This window comes from Amycolatopsis marina, assembly GCF_900111885.1.
Classification (GTDB): Bacteria; Actinomycetota; Actinomycetes; order Mycobacteriales; family Pseudonocardiaceae; genus Amycolatopsis; species Amycolatopsis marina.
Window position 1 is genome coordinate 126,508 of record NZ_FOKG01000007.1, and the last position, 17,944, is coordinate 144,451.

The 17,944-nt window shown below is 68.1% G+C and carries 17 protein-coding genes and 2 tRNA genes; 13 read left to right on the forward strand and 6 right to left on the reverse strand.

The window, feature by feature from the left end:
- Positions 1-15 precede the first annotated feature (15 nt).
- A tRNA-Gly gene (locus BM199_RS13540) sits at positions 16-89 on the reverse strand.
- 82 nt (positions 90-171) lie between these two features.
- Between BM199_RS13540 and BM199_RS13545 the strand changes: the two genes are divergently transcribed.
- Positions 172-245 (forward strand) — tRNA-Pro (locus BM199_RS13545).
- A 14-nt stretch (positions 246-259) separates the two neighbouring features.
- Here the strand turns inward: BM199_RS13545 and BM199_RS13550 are convergent.
- Positions 260-667 carry an AAA family ATPase gene (locus BM199_RS13550; protein WP_091673434.1) on the reverse strand — a complete coding sequence of 136 codons (408 nt, stop codon included), beginning with the start codon at positions 665-667 and terminating at the stop codon, positions 260-262.
- 225 nt (positions 668-892) lie between these two features.
- Between BM199_RS13550 and tig the strand changes: the two genes are divergently transcribed.
- The 6 genes from tig (at position 893) to BM199_RS13580 (ending at position 6,764) form a co-directional block, all read left to right on the forward strand.
- Complete coding sequence (tig, locus tag BM199_RS13555) at positions 893-2,350, forward strand: trigger factor (protein WP_091673436.1); 1,458 nt, start codon at positions 893-895, stop codon at positions 2,348-2,350.
- 140 nt (positions 2,351-2,490) lie between these two features.
- Positions 2,491-3,096, forward strand: coding sequence for a ClpP family protease (locus tag BM199_RS13560; protein ID WP_091673727.1), 606 nt, complete (start codon positions 2,491-2,493; stop codon positions 3,094-3,096).
- 28 nt (positions 3,097-3,124) lie between these two features.
- Positions 3,125-3,748 (forward strand): ATP-dependent Clp protease proteolytic subunit, encoded by a 624-nt coding sequence (locus tag BM199_RS13565; protein WP_091673437.1) that lies wholly within the window; start codon positions 3,125-3,127, stop codon positions 3,746-3,748.
- A 264-nt stretch (positions 3,749-4,012) separates the two neighbouring features.
- Entirely contained in the window at positions 4,013-5,308 is a 1,296-nt protein-coding gene (gene clpX / locus BM199_RS13570; RefSeq protein WP_091673439.1) for an ATP-dependent Clp protease ATP-binding subunit ClpX, read from the forward strand.
- A 25-nt stretch (positions 5,309-5,333) separates the two neighbouring features.
- Positions 5,334-5,675, forward strand: a complete 342-nt coding sequence (locus BM199_RS13575) for a hypothetical protein (RefSeq protein WP_091673441.1) — start codon at positions 5,334-5,336, stop codon at positions 5,673-5,675.
- Positions 5,676-5,834: 159 nt separating this feature from the next.
- A complete protein-coding gene (locus BM199_RS13580) occupies positions 5,835-6,764 on the forward strand; it encodes an anti-sigma factor RsbA family regulatory protein (protein ID WP_091673442.1) in 930 nt (309 codons plus the stop codon).
- Positions 6,765-6,781: 17 nt separating this feature from the next.
- Here BM199_RS13580 and BM199_RS13585 read toward each other — a convergent pair whose 3' ends face one another.
- Together BM199_RS13585 and fdhD are read right to left on the reverse strand one after the other, a co-directional pair.
- Positions 6,782-7,723: an alpha/beta hydrolase gene (locus BM199_RS13585; RefSeq protein ID WP_091673444.1), complete on the reverse strand. Its 942-nt coding sequence runs from the start codon at positions 7,721-7,723 to the stop codon at positions 6,782-6,784.
- A gap of 69 nt (positions 7,724-7,792) precedes the next feature.
- Positions 7,793-8,623, reverse strand: a complete 831-nt coding sequence (fdhD, locus tag BM199_RS13590) for a formate dehydrogenase accessory sulfurtransferase FdhD (protein WP_091673445.1) — start codon at positions 8,621-8,623, stop codon at positions 7,793-7,795.
- 96 nt (positions 8,624-8,719) lie between these two features.
- On the opposite strand from fdhD, the gene BM199_RS13595 reads away from it, so the two are divergent.
- The 5 genes from BM199_RS13595 to BM199_RS13610 all read left to right on the forward strand — a co-directional run bounded on the left by BM199_RS13595 (position 8,720) and on the right by BM199_RS13610 (position 14,162).
- The gene (locus BM199_RS13595) at positions 8,720-10,084 is read left to right on the forward strand and encodes an L-lactate MFS transporter (RefSeq protein WP_091673447.1); all 1,365 of its coding nucleotides are present in this window, start codon (positions 8,720-8,722) and stop codon (positions 10,082-10,084) included.
- Positions 10,084-10,215, forward strand: a complete 132-nt coding sequence (locus BM199_RS34910; RefSeq protein WP_281245695.1) for an MFS transporter small subunit — start codon at positions 10,084-10,086, stop codon at positions 10,213-10,215. The genes BM199_RS13595 and BM199_RS34910 overlap by 1 nt, the downstream gene beginning before the upstream one ends.
- 141 nt (positions 10,216-10,356) lie before the next feature.
- On the forward strand, positions 10,357-12,906 hold the full coding sequence (locus tag BM199_RS13600; RefSeq protein WP_245788343.1) for a M14 family zinc carboxypeptidase: 2,550 nt from the start codon (positions 10,357-10,359) through the stop codon (positions 12,904-12,906).
- A 54-nt stretch (positions 12,907-12,960) separates the two neighbouring features.
- Positions 12,961-13,383, forward strand: coding sequence for a VOC family protein (locus BM199_RS13605; RefSeq protein ID WP_091673449.1), 423 nt, complete (start codon positions 12,961-12,963; stop codon positions 13,381-13,383).
- Entirely contained in the window at positions 13,380-14,162 is a 783-nt protein-coding gene (locus tag BM199_RS13610; protein WP_091673450.1) for an SDR family NAD(P)-dependent oxidoreductase, read from the forward strand. The genes BM199_RS13605 and BM199_RS13610 overlap by 4 nt, the downstream gene beginning before the upstream one ends.
- Positions 14,163-14,182: 20 nt before the next feature.
- On the opposite strand, the gene BM199_RS13615 is transcribed toward BM199_RS13610, so the two are convergent.
- Positions 14,183-14,806: a mycothiol-dependent nitroreductase Rv2466c family protein gene (locus BM199_RS13615; RefSeq protein WP_091673452.1), complete on the reverse strand. Its 624-nt coding sequence runs from the start codon at positions 14,804-14,806 to the stop codon at positions 14,183-14,185.
- Between the two features lie 102 nt (positions 14,807-14,908).
- Between BM199_RS13615 and BM199_RS13620 the strand changes: the two genes are divergently transcribed.
- Complete coding sequence (locus BM199_RS13620; protein WP_091673453.1) at positions 14,909-15,589, forward strand: GOLPH3/VPS74 family protein; 681 nt, start codon at positions 14,909-14,911, stop codon at positions 15,587-15,589.
- An 11-nt stretch (positions 15,590-15,600) separates the two neighbouring features.
- On the opposite strand, the gene BM199_RS13625 is transcribed toward BM199_RS13620, so the two are convergent.
- A complete protein-coding gene (locus BM199_RS13625) occupies positions 15,601-17,919 on the reverse strand; it encodes an FdhF/YdeP family oxidoreductase (RefSeq protein ID WP_091673455.1) in 2,319 nt (772 codons plus the stop codon).
- Positions 17,920-17,944 lie beyond the last annotated feature (25 nt).

Below are 17,944 nucleotides of genomic sequence, written 5' to 3' on the forward strand. Positions count from 1 at the left end.
CTGCTACTTCAACTCTGGAGCGGGCGACGGGAATCGAACCCGCGTAGCCAGTTTGGAAGACTGGGGCTCTACCATTGAGCTACGCCCGCGTGCTCCCGGAGGACCGGGTGCGACACCATCCTAACGGGTACCGCTATGGTGGTCACACACCGCCCAGGGTGTGGCGGACATCGGGGTGTGGCGCAGCTTGGTAGCGCATTCGCTTTGGGAGCGAAGGGTCGCAGGTTCAAATCCTGTCACCCCGACAGATCAGTCTCGATCACCAGCACGTATCCGGTTCGCCGGCCGCGTGCTGGTTGCGTATGGGGCCCGTCAGCGTTTCGGCCAGTGCCAGTCCCAGATCGACGGCGTAACCGAAGTCGCTGCCCGAGAAGTCCAGTCGCAGACCGACCGGTGCCTGCCTGATGGTGCCCTGCGCCGGGTGTCCGCCCTCCCGGACCGCCTGCCCGGTCGTCTCCGGACCTGCCCACAGAGTCGACATCGGCCCGCCCTCACGAGCCAGCGCCGCCACCGCGCCGCCACGGGACATGTCGGCCAACAGGTGCAGCGCCCGGTACAGGCTCGACTTGCCGCTGCCGTTCGCTCCGGTCACGACGGTGAGCGAACCGAGAGGGATCACCAGTTCCCGCAGTGACCGATAGTTCTCGATCGCGAGTGTGGCGGGCACCGGCCCAAGGCTAGTGCCTGGCCGAGGGCAGGTCACACGCTCGGGAACGACCGATGTCCGGTCCCCCGGAGCGCTCGACCCCGCGTCAACCGCAACCCGGGCTCGAGCTGCCGAGTCATTGTCCTAGACTCGGGGAGTCCGGGTTCCCCTGTACTGGGACAATGACCTGGGATCATCCGATTGCTTTCTGTCAAGACAGCACCGCCACGGCTCGAGGAGAAAACGTTGAAGAGCACCGTCGAGCAGCTCAGCCCGACGCGCGTAAAGATCAATGTCGAGGTGCCGTTCGACGAACTCAAACCTAACTTCGACCGCGCCTACCGCAAGATCGCCCAGCAAGTGCGTATCCCGGGGTTCCGTCCCGGCAAGGCCCCGGCCCGCGTGCTGGAGAGCCGGATCGGCCGCGCCCCGGTGCTCGATGAGGTCGTCAACGAGGTCATCCCGGCCAAGTACATGGAGGCCGTGCAGGCCGGTGAGGTCCGTACGCTGGGCCGCCCGGACTTCGAGGTGACCAAGCTCGAAGACCGCGAGGTGCTCGAGTTCACGGCCGAGGTCGACGTGCGCCCGGACATCACCCTGCCCGAATTCACGGGCATCTCGGTCAGCGTCGACGACGTCGAACTGACCGAGGCCGAGGTCGATGAGCAGCTCGACGAGCTGCGCGCCAGGTTCGGCACGCTCAAGGGCGTGGACCGGCCAGCCGAGAACGGCGACTTCGTCTCGATCGACCTCTCGGCCACGGTCGACGGCGAGGAGGTGCCCGACGCGTCCACCTCCGGCCTTTCCTACGAGATCGGCTCCGGCCAGCTCGTGGACGGTATCGACGAGGCCATCATCGGGGCCAACGAAGGCGAGACCAAGACCTTCACCACCCGGCTCGTGGCAGGCGACTACGCGGGCAAGGACGCCGAGGTCAGCGTCACCGTCCAGTCGGTCAAGGAGCGCGAGCTCCCGGAGCCCGACGACGAGTTCGCCCAGCTCGCGAGCGAGTTCGACACGCTCGAGGAGCTGAAGAACGACCTGCGTGAGCGGCTCAGCCGCGTCAAGCGGATGCAGCAGGGCGTGCAGGCGAGGGACAAGGTCCTCGAGTCGCTTCTGGACTCCACCGAGGTCCCGCTCCCGGAGAACGTCGTCGCGGGCGAGATCGAGAACCGCAAGCACGACGCGATCCACCCGTTCGACCACGACGAGGAGGCCTTCGCCAAGGCGCTCGAGTCCGAGGGCAAGACGCTCGAGGACTTCGAGAACGAGGCCCGCGAGGAGTCCGAGAAGGCGGTTCGTACCCAGCTGCTGCTGGACACCATCGCCGACTCGGAGAACGTCCAGGTCAACGACGCCGAGCTGACCGAGCGGATCATCTACCAGGCGCAGCGCTTCGGCGTCAGCCCGGACGAGTACGTGCAGCGTGCCCAGCAGTCGGGCCAGCTCGGCGCCATCTACGCCGACGTGCGCCGCGGCAAGGCGCTGGCCTCGATCGTCCGGAGTGCCACCGTCACCGACTCGGCCGGGGAGCCGATCGACCTCGACGAGCTGTTCGGCAAGGAGGACGGCGCCGAGGAGAACGACACCGCGATCGACGTGACGGAGGCCGCCACGGCCGAGTCCACCAGCGAGGCGACCGAATCGGGTGACGCGGACGAGACCGACGTCACCGAGACGGCGGGAACAACGACGGATCGGTAATGCTCTCAGCGAACTTGGGCGGTGTCAGGCATTCTGCACCGCCCAAGTTCGTTAAGGTCGAGTACAAGATCCTCAGTTACGAAAGACAGCAGAGTGGGTCGCGCACTCCGGGGCCCACGGCGGCGAAAAGGCAGGCAGACGTGATGCAGCACATGCCCGAGGCGCGGACTAGCACCGCGGGACTCAACCTGACCGACTCGGTGTACGAGCGACTGCTCCAGGAGCGCATCGTCGTGCTCGGATCCGAGGTCAACGACGAGGTCGCCAACCGGATCACGGCGCAGTTGCTGCTGATGGACGCGGACGATTCCGAGTCGGACATCCGCTTCTACATCAACTCTCCCGGCGGCTCGGTGACCGCGGGCTTCGCCATCTACGACACGATGCAGCTGATCTCGCCGGACGTGCAGACCTACGCGATGGGGCTGGCGGCCTCGATGGGGCAGTTCCTGCTCTCCTCGGGCACGCCGGGCAAGCGGTACTCGCTGCCGCACGCGCGGATCCTGATGCACCAGCCGTCGGCAGGTGTGGGTGGCACGGCCTCGGACATCGCGATCCAGGCCGAGGTCTTCGGCAAGTGGAAGCGGCAACTCGCCGAGATCACCGCCGAGCAGACGGGGCAGTCCGTCGAGCAGATCATCGCCGACGGTGACAGGGACCGCTGGTTCACCGCGGAAGAGGCCCGCGAGTACGGCTTCGTGGACCACGTTCTGACGCGCGAAACGCGCCCTGGTGCGGGCAGCTGACCGGTATCGCGCTGACAAGGAGACCTTCATGAGCCAGCTACACCTTCCGCAGTCCCGGTACGTGCTGCCCTCGTACATCGAGCGCACCAGCTACGGGGTCAAGGAATCCAACCCCTACAACAAGCTGTACGAAGAGCGGATCATCTTCCTCGGCGTGCAGGTGGACGACGCGTCGGCGAACGACGTGATGGCCCAGCTGCTGCACCTCGAGCACGAGGACCCGGACCGCGACATCAGCATCTACATCAACTCGCCCGGTGGTTCCTTCACCTCGTTGATGGCCATCTACGACACGATGCAGTTCGTGCGGACCGACATCGAAACCGTATGCCTCGGCCAGGCGGCCTCGGCGGCGGCGGTCCTGCTCGCGGCGGGCACACCCGGTAAGCGCAGGGCGCTGCCGAACGCGCGGATCCTGATCCACCAGCCCGCCACCGAAGGCACCTATGGCCAGGTCTCGGACCTCGAGATCCAGGCGAACGAGATCCAGCGGGTCCGCCGGCTGCTGGAGACCACGCTGGCCAAGCACACGCACAAGTCGGTCGACGACGTGCGCAACGACATCGAGCGCGACAAGATTCTGACGGCCGAGGAGGCCAAGGACTACGGCATCGTCGACGAGGTGCTGCCGTACCGCAAGGGCTCGGCGTAGGGCCGTGCCCCTGCCGCCGGGACCGGCAGGCCGGATCCGCTGACCGGTGTGTGTCGAGGACGACACACACCGGTCTTCTGGTCTAGGGTCTGCCCCGGCGCGCCTCGCCTCGCCTGCTCCAGGTCCTCCCCACGAGGGCCTCGGGCGGGTACCGTCAAGGGAAGCGCGCGTGAGTCCCCCAGCCGATGGTGCTGTAGCGCTGTGGTGGGGGTGGGTGAGACAGTCAGGTGTACTTGTGCACCGGAGGGGACGAGGTCAACGGTCATGGCACGGATCGGCGACGGCGGAGACCTGCTGAAGTGTTCTTTCTGTGGGAAGAGCCAGAAACAGGTGAAGAAGCTCATCGCCGGCCCCGGCGTCTACATCTGCGATGAGTGCATCGACCTGTGCAACGAGATCATCGAGGAAGAACTTGCCGAGGCGGGGGACGTCAAGCTCGACGAGCTGCCGAAACCCGCCGACATCCGCGACTTCCTCGAGCAGTACATCATCGGGCAGGACGACGCCAAGCGGACGCTGGCGGTGGCGGTCTACAACCACTACAAGCGCATCCAGTCCGATGACAAGGGCGGGCCGAAGGACGCCAAGGACGAGCCGGTCGAGATCGCCAAGTCCAACATCCTGATGCTGGGGCCGACCGGGTGCGGCAAGACCTACCTGGCGCAGACCCTCGCGAAACTGCTGAATGTCCCGTTCGCGATCGCCGATGCCACCGCCCTCACCGAGGCTGGTTACGTCGGCGAGGACGTCGAGAACATCCTGCTCAAGCTGATCCAGGCGGCCGACTACGACGTCAAGCGCGCCGAGACGGGCATCATCTACATCGACGAGGTCGACAAGATCGCCCGTAAGTCGGAGAACCCGTCCATCACCAGGGACGTCTCCGGTGAGGGCGTGCAGCAGGCATTGCTGAAGATTCTCGAGGGCACGACGGCATCCGTGCCCCCACAGGGTGGGCGTAAGCATCCGCACCAGGAGTTCATCCAGATCGACACCACGAATGTGCTGTTCATCGTGGCGGGTGCCTTCGCGGGGCTGGAGAAGATCGTCAACGAGCGGGTCGGCAAGCGTGGCCTCGGTTTCAGCGCGGAGATCCGGACGAAGTCCGAGATCGACGAGAGCGACGTCTTCACCGACACCATGCCGGAAGATCTGATCAAGTTCGGCCTGATCCCCGAGTTCATCGGCAGGCTTCCGGTCGTGGCCAGCGTCACCAGTCTCGACAAGGAATCGCTGGTCCGTATTCTCACCGAGCCGCGCAACGCGCTGGTCAAGCAGTACAAGAAGCTCTTCGAGATGGACAACGTCGAACTCGAGTTCACCAAGACCGCGCTCGAGGCGATCGCCGACCAGGCCGTGCTGCGCGGCACCGGTGCCCGTGGGTTGCGCGCCATCATGGAAGAGGTCCTGCAGCCGGTGATGTACGACATTCCGAGTCGTGATGACGTGGCGAAGGTCGTGATCACCGAGCAGACCGTGCGGGAGAACGTGAACCCGACGATCGTCTCGCGCCAGCCCTCCCGGCGGCAGCGCAGCGAGCGTGGCGAGAAGTCGGCCTGAGCCTTCTGGACTCGTGGCGGACTGAATGACGCGGCAACCAGGTTCGGACAACGGCACCGAGGTGTACGGGGTCAGCGAGCTGGCCCAGCGCATTGTCGCCGCCGCACATCGGCGGTATCCGGTCCTGCGGACGGTCGCCGTCGTGGCGCTGTCCGTGCTGGCGGTCGTCTGCCTGGCGGCGACGCTCACCCGCCTGTCGCTGCTGCCGTTGCTGCCGTTGCCGCTGCTGGGTCTCGGTTTCTTCGCCGTGCACAAGGCCAGGGCGGCGGACAACGACCGGTCCCTGTTGTTGTGGTCCACCGTGCTGGTCTCCGCAACTGCCGTGGCGTTCTGGCTCATCGGCGTGATCGCGCGCGGGTTCGACTGAACTGGCATCCCTCATGTCGCTATCCGTGATTTCTGTGGTTGCCCTCCGTGCGGGCAGCGGGAGAGCCTGGTCACAGCTCGGTGTCCCGGTCAGATTCCGGGTTTGTGTTTCCTCGATAGGGGGTAGAACCGACCCGGAGATCTCATTGGAGGACAGCAAGTGACGGCTCGCAACGCCGAAACCGGAACGTTCTCGCACCCGGCCCTTTTCTATCGAGGTCGCGACGAGTACCTGGCCGGCACGGTGCCATTCGTACTGGACGGCCTTGCCGCAGGGGAGCCTGTCGCGGTCGCGGTTCCCGGCGGCAATCTGGACCTGATCAAAGCCGAACTGGGAACCGCTGCCGCATCCGTTCACCTGGTGAACATGGAGCAAGCTGGCCTGAATCCCGGCCGGATCATCCCTGGGGTACTGCTGGCGTTCGCCAACCAGCACGAGGGTGCGGTGCGGGTGATCGGCGAGCCCATCTGGCCAGGCCGCTCGGAACTGGAATATCCCGCGTGCGCCCAGCACGAGGCGCTGATCAACCGGGCATTCGCTGGGCGTTCCGCCACCGTGCTCTGTCCCTATGACACCGTGGGACTCGCGGCTGAGGTCGTCGAGGACGCCGAGGCGACCCATCCCGAACTGATCAGGAACGACGGCTCGATGACGAGCGCGTCCTACGATCCGGACCGGATCATCAAGCAGTACAACTTCGCCCTCGACCGGCCCGCCGACGCACCGAGTTCCGCGTTCGATCTGAGCGGCCTGCGCGACGTGCGTTCCTTCGCCGTCGCGCGCGGCACGGAGCTCGGCGTGCGGGACGAGTTACTGGACGATCTGGCCCTCATCGTCGCCGAACTCAGTGCGAACAGCGTGGTGCACGGAGGTGGAACCGGAGCGCTCTGGATCTGGCGGGAGGACGATCACGTCGTCTGCGAGGTCAACGACAACGGTCACCTCGCTGACCCGCTCGCCGGTCGGGTGCCCGCGCGGCCGGATCAGCTCGGCGGCCGTGGTCTGCTGATGGTCAACCAGATCGCCGATCTGGTGCGGGTGTACTCCGAGCCGGGGAGCACCATGGTGCGGGCATATCTGCGAGTGTGACCGAGGGCGCGTGCGCGTCAGGCGGGTGCCGGAACCCAGCGCCCCAGGAACCGGACGAGGCTGGGAACGGCAGCGCGGAAGAACGCGCCGTTGTGCCCGCCGGGTGCGAGGTAGCCGATCTCGGGCCGCGCCAGTGTGATGAAGCGCCGGTTGCCCTCGATGAAGCGGTCTTCGGTGCCGCACCAGATCCCGGTGGGAATCCCTCGGGTCACCGCGATGTTGCGCAACGGATCCATCGAGGCCCAGTCGGCCCGGTCGCGGAAGGCATGTCGCTTGCTCATCTCGGCCCACGAGGTCAGCAGGGCGGCCGAGAGCGTGGCGATCGCGGCGGGTGGGCTGCGGCGCTCGGCCCGGCGCCGGGCGTAGAGCAGCGCCCCGAAACCGCCCATGGAGGTGCCGGCGCAGGCGAAGGGCGCACCGTTCGTGCCTGCGAGGCCGCGCTCACGCAGCCAACCGGGAAGCTCGTCGAGCAACATCGCCATCGGGTTGTCCCCCCGATGGTGCTCATGCCAGTAGGTGTTGCCCCCGTCGACCGCGACGAACCCGAAGGGCGGCACCCCGCGGCGCGCGATGTCGCCGATGAGTTGCTGGAGCAGCCCGCCGGGCAACGCGCCGCGAGCGCTGCCCCTGAGCCCGTGCAGGAACACGACCATCGGCAGGCCGTGCTGCGGTGATCTGGCCGGCAGCGTGGTGACGAGGTCGACCATCCGTCCCCGTGCGGGCGAGAACAACCGCTCGATCCGGGTGTGGCCGAGCCGGGTGACCGGCGACGGGGAGGCGACTCCGAGCGCGCGCTGCATGGCGGCGCCGAAAGGCAGTGTTCCGGTGGTGACGCCGGTCGCGAAACCGGCCACACCCAGTGCCGAGGCGCCGGAGATCAGCAGCGAACGCCTGCTGTGCCCCGGCCGCGCGGGTTCTCGCTCGGCCATGGTGGACGATCTGTCGACCGGGTCATCCATGGCGGTCCTCGCCTTCGCCGACCGGCTCGCTTCTCAGCCGCTTCTGCGACCCAGTGTGCCTCTGGTCGGTCAGTTTGCGCCAACGATGCGTTCGGCGCCGCAGTAGACGTTCATGCTCTCGCCGCGGAGGAAGCCGACCAGGGTGATGCCGTGCTCCTCGGCGAGTTCGACGGCCAACGAGGACGGTGCCGATACCGCGGCGAGCACGGGAATCCCGGCCATCGCGGCCTTCTGGACCAGTTCGAAGGAGGCCCGCCCCGAGACCAGCAACCCGGAGGACGACAGCGGGACCCGTTCCTCGAGCACCGCCCAGCCGATGGCCTTGTCCACCGCGTTGTGCCTGCCGACGTCCTCCCGCACGACCAGCAGCGCGCCTTCGGCGTCGAAGAGCGCGGCCGCGTGCAGGCCACCGGTGCTCGCGAACACCCGCTGTCGCTCTCGCAGTGTGTCCGGCAGACCCGCGAGCACCTCGGGGGAGAGGCTCAGCGGTGATCCTGCCGGGTCGAAGCGCGTCTTCGTCCGCACCGCGTCCAACGCGGCCTTGCCGCAGACACCACAGGACGAGGTGGTGTAGAAGTTGCGTTCCACACCTGTCTGCGGCGGCGGAACGTGCGCCGCGAGGGCCACGTCCAGCACGTTGTAGGTGTTGCGCCCGCTGTCGTCCACGCCGTCGCAGTAGCGCGCCACCCGCACGTCCTCGCGACAGCCGATCACACCTTCGGACAGCAGGAAGCCGTGCGCCAGTTCGACATCGCTTCCCGGGGTCCGCATGGTGACCGCGAGGGCACTGCCACCGACCCGCAGCTCCATCGGCTCTTCGACGGCGAGGGTGTCCGGCCGGACCCGGTGCCCCTGAGCGGAGAACCGGTGCACCGGACGCCGGACTGTGAGCCGACCCATGATCGCTCCTTTCGTCGGTGCTCCCGTGCATGCGAGCATGTGGTCCACGGCATAGATTGAAGGCTTGACCAACTGCCAGCGTACGGAGGCGCCTGCATGGCTGTCAGTTTCCTGGACCGGTCTCACAGCATCGCACCGGCGGGGTGGAGTCGCTGGCTGATACCGCCCGCGGCGCTGTCGATCCACCTGGCGATCGGCCAGGTGTACGCGTGGAGCGTCTTCAAACCCCCGCTGGAGGAGTCGCTCGGTCTCACCGGGACGCAGAGCGCACTGCCGTTCCAGCTCGGCATCGTGATGCTGGGACTGTCCGCGGCCTTCGGCGGCACCACCGTGGAACGCAAGGGACCGCGCTGGGCCATGTTCGTCTCGATGACCTGCTTCTCCGCGGGTTTTCTGATCTCGGCGCTCGGCGCGGCGACCGCACAGTACTGGCTGATCGTGTTCGGCTACGGCGTCGTCGGTGGTATCGGGTTGGGCATCGGCTACATCTCACCGGTGTCCACACTGATCAAGTGGTTCCCGGACCGGCCGGGAATGGCCACCGGCATTGCCATCATGGGGTTCGGTGGCGGTGCGCTGATCGCCTCACCCTGGTCGAGCCGGATGCTCGAGTCCTTCGGCTCGACCACCGGAGGGATCGCAGCCAGCTTCGCGACACACGGCGTGGTGTACGCCGCGTTCATGACCGTCGGCGTGCTTCTCGTGCGGGTGCCGCCGGAAGGGTGGCGACCCGCGGGCTACCGGCCGGAGGCCGCCCGATCCGGCGCACTGATCACCACCGCGCAGGTCTCGGCATCGAACGCGCTACGGACCCCGCAGTTCTGGCTGCTGTGGATCATTCTCTGCTTCAACGTGACGGCCGGTATCGGGATTCTGGAGAAGGCCTCGCCGATGATCACCGACTTCTTCGCCGACACCGCGGTTCCGGTGGGCGCCGCGGCCGCGGCCGGCTTCGTCGCGCTGCTGTCCCTGGCCAACATGCTCGGCCGGTTCGTCTGGTCGTCCACATCGGACCTGCTGGGCCGCAAGAACATCTACCGGATCTACCTCGGCGTCGGTGCACTGCTCTATCTGCTGATCGCGCTGACCGGCAGCTCGTCAAAGCTCCTCGTGATTCTCAGCGCGATGGTGATCCTGTCGTTCTACGGTGGCGGATTCGCGACGATTCCGGCCTACCTGAAGGACCTGTTCGGCACGTTCCAGGTCGGCGCCATCCATGGGAGGCTGCTGACCGCCTGGTCCACGGCAGGCGTGCTCGGGCCGTTGATCGTCAACGCCATAGCGGACGCGCAGTCAGCCGCGGGCAGGAGCGGTCCGGACCTCTATCGCACGTCGTTCTACATCATGATCGGCCTGCTGGTGCTGGCCTTCGTCGCGAACGAACTGGTCCGCCCGGTCGATTCGAAGTTCCACGAGCCGGCCGACGACAACGCGGTCGCGAGCACCGGAGGTGAGAGGTGATGGCCGATTCCGAGCAGGCCGGTACCAGCAGGACGCCGTTGCTGGTCTTCGTGTGGCTGTGGGTCGCGCTCCCGTTCGCCTATGGCGTGTTCGAACTCGTACGGAAGGTGATCCAGCTCTTCGGCGCCTGAGAGCCGAACCGTCCAGTTGCGGATGTCCGGTGCGACCCGTTGGCGGAGCACTGAGCCGTTCGGGTCGCGGTTCGACACAAGGTCTTGCCATGTTGTTAGCCGGGCGAAACACTTGGCGCAGCCCGAACCCGGAGGTGGCCAGTGTCGCGTTTCCGCTCAGCTCGCGCTCTTGTCCTCGCGCTCGTCGCGCTGCTCACGCTGTCCGGGGCCATGCTTCCCGCCGCCTCCGCGGCGCCACCGGCCCCGCCTCCGGAGACGACGCATCGTGACCAGGGAAACGGTGCCGACCGCAACCGGGTGGCCGCGACCGATCCACCCGCGCGCCGCCTTGCCGCGCGGGTGGGCGAGAATCGCGACTGGGGTGATCAGCAGGGGTATCCCCGCAGAACCACGCTGCGGGAGTTCCCCGAGGACCCGTCGGACAAGGCGATCAAACTGGGTCTCGTCCCCTATCACGCGCTGGCGCCCGCCCTCAACGAGTTGCAGGCCCGAAGCGACCGGGTCTCGGTCGAGGTGGTCGGGACATCCACCCTCGGCCGTGATCTGTACCTGGTGACCGTCACCGCTCCGGAGAGCCGGGCGGAGACCCGGCGCCAGCACCGCTGGCGTGAGCTGATCGAGAACGACCCGAGGGCCGCTGCGCGCGACCGTGCGCTGGCCAGGAACTACAAGGCACCGGTGTGGATCAACGCGAACATCCACGGCGACGAGTGGGAGGGCACCGACGGTGCCCTGCGGGTCATCGAGCGGTTGGCGACCGCGAAGGACCGCGCCACCCGGCATCTGCTGGAGCGTTCGAGGATCTATTTCACCGTCACCAACAATCCGGATGGACGGGTGGCGGGCACCAGGGCGAACGCGGCGGGTTTCGACGTCAACCGCGATCACATCACGTCCACCCAGCCGGAGTCCCGCGCGGTGCGCGACGTCGTCATCGGCACCCAGCCGCTGGTGATGCTCGACGAGCACGGCTACACGGGCACCACGCTGATCGAGCCCGCGACACCACCGCACGGGCAGAACTACGAGTACGACCTCTACATCAAGCACGCTTACGCCAACGCGCTCGGCATGGAGAAGGCGGTCGGCGAGCTCGGCTACCCGGAGACCAGCGGGGCGGACATTCCCTTCCGTGACTTCGAGCCGGGGGACTGGGACGACTGGCCGCCGATCTTCACCCCGATGTACTCGATGTATCACGGCGCGGTCGGTCACACCATCGAAGTTCCGCTGCGGGTCAACCGCGCCCAGTACGACGAACTCCCCACCGAGGAGTTGCGCAGGCGCGCGGGCATCAACACCGACGTGGCCGAGGCGACCATCAGGGCTGGGATCGACTACACGCTGAACAATCGGCGAGAGCTGATCGCCGACCAGATCGAGCAGTTCCGCCGTGGCTGGGCAGGTGAGCCCGCGCGGGAGATTCCCGACGGGTTCGTCCCGGGGTTCGGGCAGGAGGACCGCTACTCGGTCGAGTTCCCCCGCGCCTATGTGATTCCCGCTGGGCAGGATCAACGTTCCGCCCCCGCGGCGGCCCGGCTGGTGGACCACCTTGTGGCCAATGACGTGCGGGTCGGCAGGGCGGAGCGGTCGTTCCGGCTCGGCGGCGAGAACTACCCCGCGGGCTCGTACGTCGTCGACATGCATCAGCCCAAGCGTGGGCTGGCCAACGTGATCCTTGCCGACGGCGCCGACATCTCCACCGATGTTCCCCGTATGTACGACATATCCGGCTGGAGCCACAGCCTGCTCTGGGGTGCCACGGTGGACGTCGCCGAGCAGGCCCCGCGCGGACGGTTCACCGCGGTGCGGGTAGCGGCCCCGACGGGCGGGGTGACGGCGCCGCCAGGGGCGGACATGGCGTTGCGGCTCGTCGACGGCAAGGACGTGCAGGCGCTGAACGCACTGCTCGCACAGGACCTGCGGGTGCACCGGCAGGACGACGGAACCGTGGTCGTCCCCGCAGCGGCCCGCCACGCCGCACTGGCCGCAGCCGACCGGTTCGGCGTCGAGTTCACCCGGGCCGCGCCCGGCGATCGCGGCCCGCTCCTGCACCGGCCGGTGATCGCCGCGGCGGCGGCGGCCGACGAACTCGCCGTGCTCCGCGAGCTCGGCTTCGAGGTTCGCCCGGTGTCCACCGCGGTGCTGAGCGGCGGCTTCGACCTCGCCCGCACCGACCTGCTCTACGTGTCGAGCGGGTTGTCCTACTCCGGACTGACGCCCGAGGCCCGGACCGCGGTCGACACGTTCCTGGCCCGCGGCGGGGTCGTCACCAGGGGGCGCACAGGCGCGTCGTTCAACAGCGAGGCGGGACTGCTCGACGTTCGTGCCGTCGCAGGCAGGGCGGACGCCAACGGCGTGGTCGCCGTGGCCGAGGGCCAGGGGTCCGTGACGGCCGGAACCGGAGGCCACGCCTTCGTGTACTCGCCGATCTGGTTCACGGAGCTGGGCCCACGCGTCAGTGCGGAACAGGTCTACGGCGAGGGCAACCCACTGGTCGCGGGGCACTGGGCCGAGGACGACAGCGGTCGCGGCCCGCAGCAGGCGGCCGGGGAGGCGGCGGTGGCGTCCGGCGTCGCCGACCGCGGTACGCGTACCGTGCTGTTCGGGACGGAGCCGCTCTTCCGGGGGCACCCGAAGGGCTCGTACGCGCAGGTCGCCTCGGCGGTGCTGTGGGCAGCAGGTCGCTGAGCGACCGACAACCGGCGGGAATTCGTCGACGAATTCCTGGGGAGGACAGCGAGTATGACCGATCGACCGGGTTTTCACCTGGCCATTCCGGTGGACGACCTCGGACGGGCACGCGAGTTCTACGGTGAGGTGCTCGGCCTGACCGAGGGCCGGTCGGACACCGCTTGGGTGGACTGGAACTTCCACGGCCACCAGCTCGTGACCCACGTGGTGCCGGGTGCGCGGGGCGAGCCCGCGCACAACCCGGTGGACGGACACGAGGTCCCGGTGCCGCATTTCGGCCTCATTCTGCGCGTCGAGGCCTTCCATGTCCTGGCAGAGCGATTGCGGGCGGCGGGCACGCGGTTCGTGATCGAGCCCTACCAGCGGTTCGCCGGCGAGCCGGGCGAGCAGTGGACGATGTTCCTGCGCGATCCGGCCGGGAACGCGCTGGAGTTCAAGGCTTTCCGGGACGAGACACAGATCTTCGCGACATGACGGCGGAGGAGTCCGACTCGCGCGGTGTGCTGGTCACCGGTGCGTCGAAGGGGATCGGCCGTGCGGTCGCACTCGCCTTCGCCGCTCGCGGCGACCGAGTCGCCGTGCACTACGGGAGCGATACCGACGCCGCCCGGCGGACCCTGTCGGAGCTACCGGGGGGCGGGCACCTGCTCGTGCCGGGTGATCTGTCCGAACCCGACGGTGCACAGGCCGTCGCCGACCGGGCGGAGGAGGGGTTGGGCGGGGTGTGCGTGCTGGTCAACAACGCCGCCGTCGGGACCACGCAGGACAATGCCCATCCGGTTCCCACAACGTCCTATTCGGACTGGCAACGCGCATGGGAGACGAGCTTCGCGGTCAACGTGTTCGGCGCCGCCAACCTGACCTTCTGCGTCACCAGAAAGATGATCGCGGCCGCCGTGGGCGGCAGGGTGATCAACGTCGGTTCGCGTGGTGCTTTCCGTGGCGAGCCCGAGCACCCCGCGTACGGTGCGGGCAAGGCGGCACTGCAGGCGTTCGGTCAGTCGCTCGCGTTGTCCCTCGCGCCGCACGGAATCGCGGTGACCTCGGTGGCGCCCGGATTCACCGCGACCGAGCGGGTGGCCGACCGGCTCGCCGGTCCGGCAGGGGACGCCTTGCGTGCGCAGAGTCCGTTCGGCCGAGTCGGAAGTCCGGGTGAGATCGCCGAGGCGGTGGTGTATCTGGCCTCCGGTCCGGCCGAGTGGGCCTCCGGAGCGATCCTCGACCTCAACGGGGCGTCGCACCTGCGGATGTAGCGGCGGTCCCGATGCGGGCTTCAGCGAAGGTCGGCAAGGTTCGGTTCTTCGTGGGGACCGCCCTTGAGTTCGTGGAACCCCGGTGTGCCCGCGACCAGTAGGACCCCGTCCCACAGCCGCGCGGCCTGCTCGCCGCGGGGCATCGTGGAGAGCACCGGACCGAAGAACGCGATGCGCCTGCCTTCCTCGTCGGTGCAGGCGAGCACCGGGCTGCCGACATGGTCGCCCACCAGCCCGAGTCCTTCCGCATGGGAAGCACGAACCGCGTCGTCGTACTCCGTCGAGTCCGCCACCGCCGCCAGCTCGCGCGGCAGACCGGCGTCGGACAACGCGTTCTGGAAGGTGTCGTCCCGCTGTTCGCCCTGGTTGTGGACCCGGGTGCCCAGCGCGGTGTACAGCCGCCCGAGCGCTTCCTGACCGTACTTCCGCGCCACCGCGGCACAGAGGCGCACCGGCATCCAGAGAAAGCCGTCTGGGTCGCCCTCGGGATCCTCCTCGCGATCTTCGTTGAGCACCGCGAGGCTCAGCACATGCCATCGCACGGCCACCGGCCGGACCTGCTGCACCTCCAGCAGCCAGCGGGAGATGATCCACGTGTACGGGCACATGGGGTCGAACCAGACATCCACGGTGCGTTGCGTCATCGCGTTCGCTCCTCGGGCCGGGATTGCCGCGGACCATCGGTCGGCGGCTTCACTCGACCGAGTGGCCTGCGGAGGGCAACGTATCCACCCTAGGGTGGGGACATGCTGATTGCTGAGGATCTCATCCTGCTGGCGTTTGACGACGAGACCGGTAAGGCGTCGTCGGGGGTGAGCAACCTCGACTACGCCCTCGCCGGGGCCCTGCTCATCGAACTGGCGATGGCCGGCCGCATCGATGTGTCAGGGGAGGAGGACGAGGGCAAGGCGGGCAGGTTGCTGGTCCTCGACACCACGCCGACCGGCGAACCCGCGCTGGACGAGGCGCTGGACCAGGTGGCGAAACTCGACGGCAAGAAGCCCAAGGACGCGCTCTCCCCGCTCACTCGCGACGCGCTCAGGACGCGGCTGCTCGCCGGACTGGCCGATCGCGGCATCCTGGACAAGGAGGAAGGCCGGTTCCTCGGCATCTTCCCCACCACCCGCTGGCCCGCGACCGACTCCGACCACGAGGTCGGCGTTCGGCAGGCGCTGCACCGGGTTCTCGTCGACGGCGAGCGGCCCGCCGAGCGGTCGGCCGCGCTCATCGCACTGCTGACGGCCACGGACTCGGTGCACAAGGTGCTGGACGTCGCCGCGGACGACCGCGATGTGGTGCAGCGCAGGGCGAAGGAGATCGCCGAGGGCAACTGGGTCTCCGACGCGATGCGCAAGGCGGTCGAGGAGATCACCGCGGCGGTGATGGTCGCCGTCTTCGTGCCGACGATCATGGCCTCAGGCAGCTGAGGGTGCGGACGCTATCCCGTTGACCGCTCCAGCCTGATGACGATGGACTTGGACACGGGTGTGTTCGACTTCTTCGCGACCGAGTCCAGCGGTACCAGGGCGTTGGCCTCGGGGAAGTAGGCCGCCGCGCACCCCCGGGCGCACGGGTAGGCCACCGCGCGGAACCGGGTGGCTCTTCGATCCCCGGCCCCCGTGCCGTGCCACTCGGAAACCAGATCGACCAGGTCACCGTCGGCGAAGCCGAGTTCGGCGAGGTCGTCGGGATGCGCGAACACCACCCGCCTGCCGTCCTCGACACCGCGATATCGGTCCGAAAGGCCGTAGATCGTGGTGTTGTACTGGTCATGGCTGCGCAGGGTCTGCAGCAGCAACCTGCCCTCGGGGACCGCCGGATACTCCAGTTCACTCGCGGTGAACGTCGCCTTTCCCGTGGCGGTCCCGGTGAACTCGCGCGCGTCCCTCGGCGCGTGGGGCAGCACGAAGCCGTCGGGGTGGCGGACGCGTTCGTTGTAGCCGGCGCAACCGGGCACCACAGCGGCGATGCGGTCGCGGATCAGGTCGTAGTCACCCGCGAACTCCGTCCAGGGCACCGGGTGCTCCGGGCCGAACAGGGCACCGGCGAGGCCGCACACGATCGCCACCTCGGACAGCAGATCCCCGGATGCGGGTTCGAGCCTGCCCCGGGACCTGTGCACGACCGACATGGAGTCCTCGACGGTCACGAACTGCTCGCCGGAACTCTGCACATCCCGTTCGGTGCGGCCCAGCGTGGGCAGGATCAGCGCGGTGCGGCCGTGCACGACGTGTGAGCGGTTCAGCTTGGTCGACACCTGCACCGTGAGCCGGCACGACCGAAGCGCCCGCTCGGTGAGTTGGGTATCCGGGGTCGCAGAGGCGAAGTTGCCCCCGACACCGAAGAAGACCCTGGCCCTGCCGTCGCGCATCGCGCGGATCGAGTCCACTGTGTCCCAGCCGTGCTCACGGGGAACACGGATGCCGAACTCCCGTTCCAGCGCCGCGAGGAACGTCTCCGGCATCTTCTCCCAGATGCCCATGGTGCGATCACCCTGCACATTGGAGTGTCCCCGGACCGGGCACAATCCGGCTCCCGGCTTCCCGATCATGCCTCGCAACAGGGCGACGTTGGCGATCTCGCTGATCGTGGCGACCGCGTGCCGGTGCTGGGTCAGGCCCATCGCCCAGCAGTAGATCGTGCGTTCCGAGCGGACCAGCAGCCGCGCTATCCGCTCGATCTGCGCACGCGGCAGCCCGGTGGCCTTGTCCACCTCGTCCCAGTCGAGCTCGCGCACGACCGCGGCGTAGTCGTCGAAGCCGTGCGTGTGCCGCTCGACGAACTCCCGGTCCAGCACGCTGCCGGGTGATTCCCGTTCCCAGGTGAGCAGCAGGTGGCCCAGTGCCTGGAAGAAGGCGAGATCCCCGCCGAGCCGGATCTGGGCGAACTCGTCGGCCAGCGCACGTCCCTTGCCCAGTACGCCACGGACGTTCTGTGGGTTCTTGAACCGCATCAGCCCGGCCTCGGGCAGGGGGTTGACCGCGACGATCGTGGCGCCGCCCGCCTTGGCCTTCTCCAGCGCCGAGAGCATCCGCGGATGGTTCGTTCCCGGGTTCTGGCCGACGACCAGGATCAGGTCCGCGTGGTGGATGTCGGCGAGGCTGACCGAGCCCTTGCCGATCCCGGTGGTCGCCGAGAGCGCCGCGCCGGAGGACTCGTGGCACATGTTGGAGCAGTCCGGCAGGTTGTTCGTGCCGAAGGACCGGACGAGCAGCTGGTAGAGGAACGCGGCCTCGTTGCTGGTCCGGCCCGAGGTGTAGAAGACGGCCTCGCCTGGGTCGGCCAGCTCCCGCAGGTTGTCCGCGATGAGTGCGAACGCGTCGTCCCAGGCGATCGGCTCGTAGTGGGTCGCGCCCTCGTGCAGCACCATCGGATGGGTGAGCCTGCCCTGCTGGCCCAGCCAGTAGTCGGTCCTGTCCGCCAGCTCCCGCACCGAATGGGCGGCGAAGAACTCGGGGCCGACCCGCCGCCTGGTCGCCTCCTCGGCGACGGCCTTGGCGCCGTTCTCACAGAACTCGGCGGGCCCGCGGTGCCCGCCGTCGGCCTCGCGCGGTTCGGGCCACGCACACCCGGGACAGTCGAATCCCGCACGCTGGTTGAGCAGGCGCAGGGTGCTGAGCGTGCGGGCCGGTCCCATCTGCTCCATGCCCCGTGCCAGCGACACCGCGACACCGGGCAGCCCCGCCGCCCAGGTCTTGGGTTTGCCGACCTCGAGGCGGCTTTCGTCGACATCGTCTTCCGGCGCGTTCCGAGTCACCCGCTCATCCTGCGGGTTCGCGCCG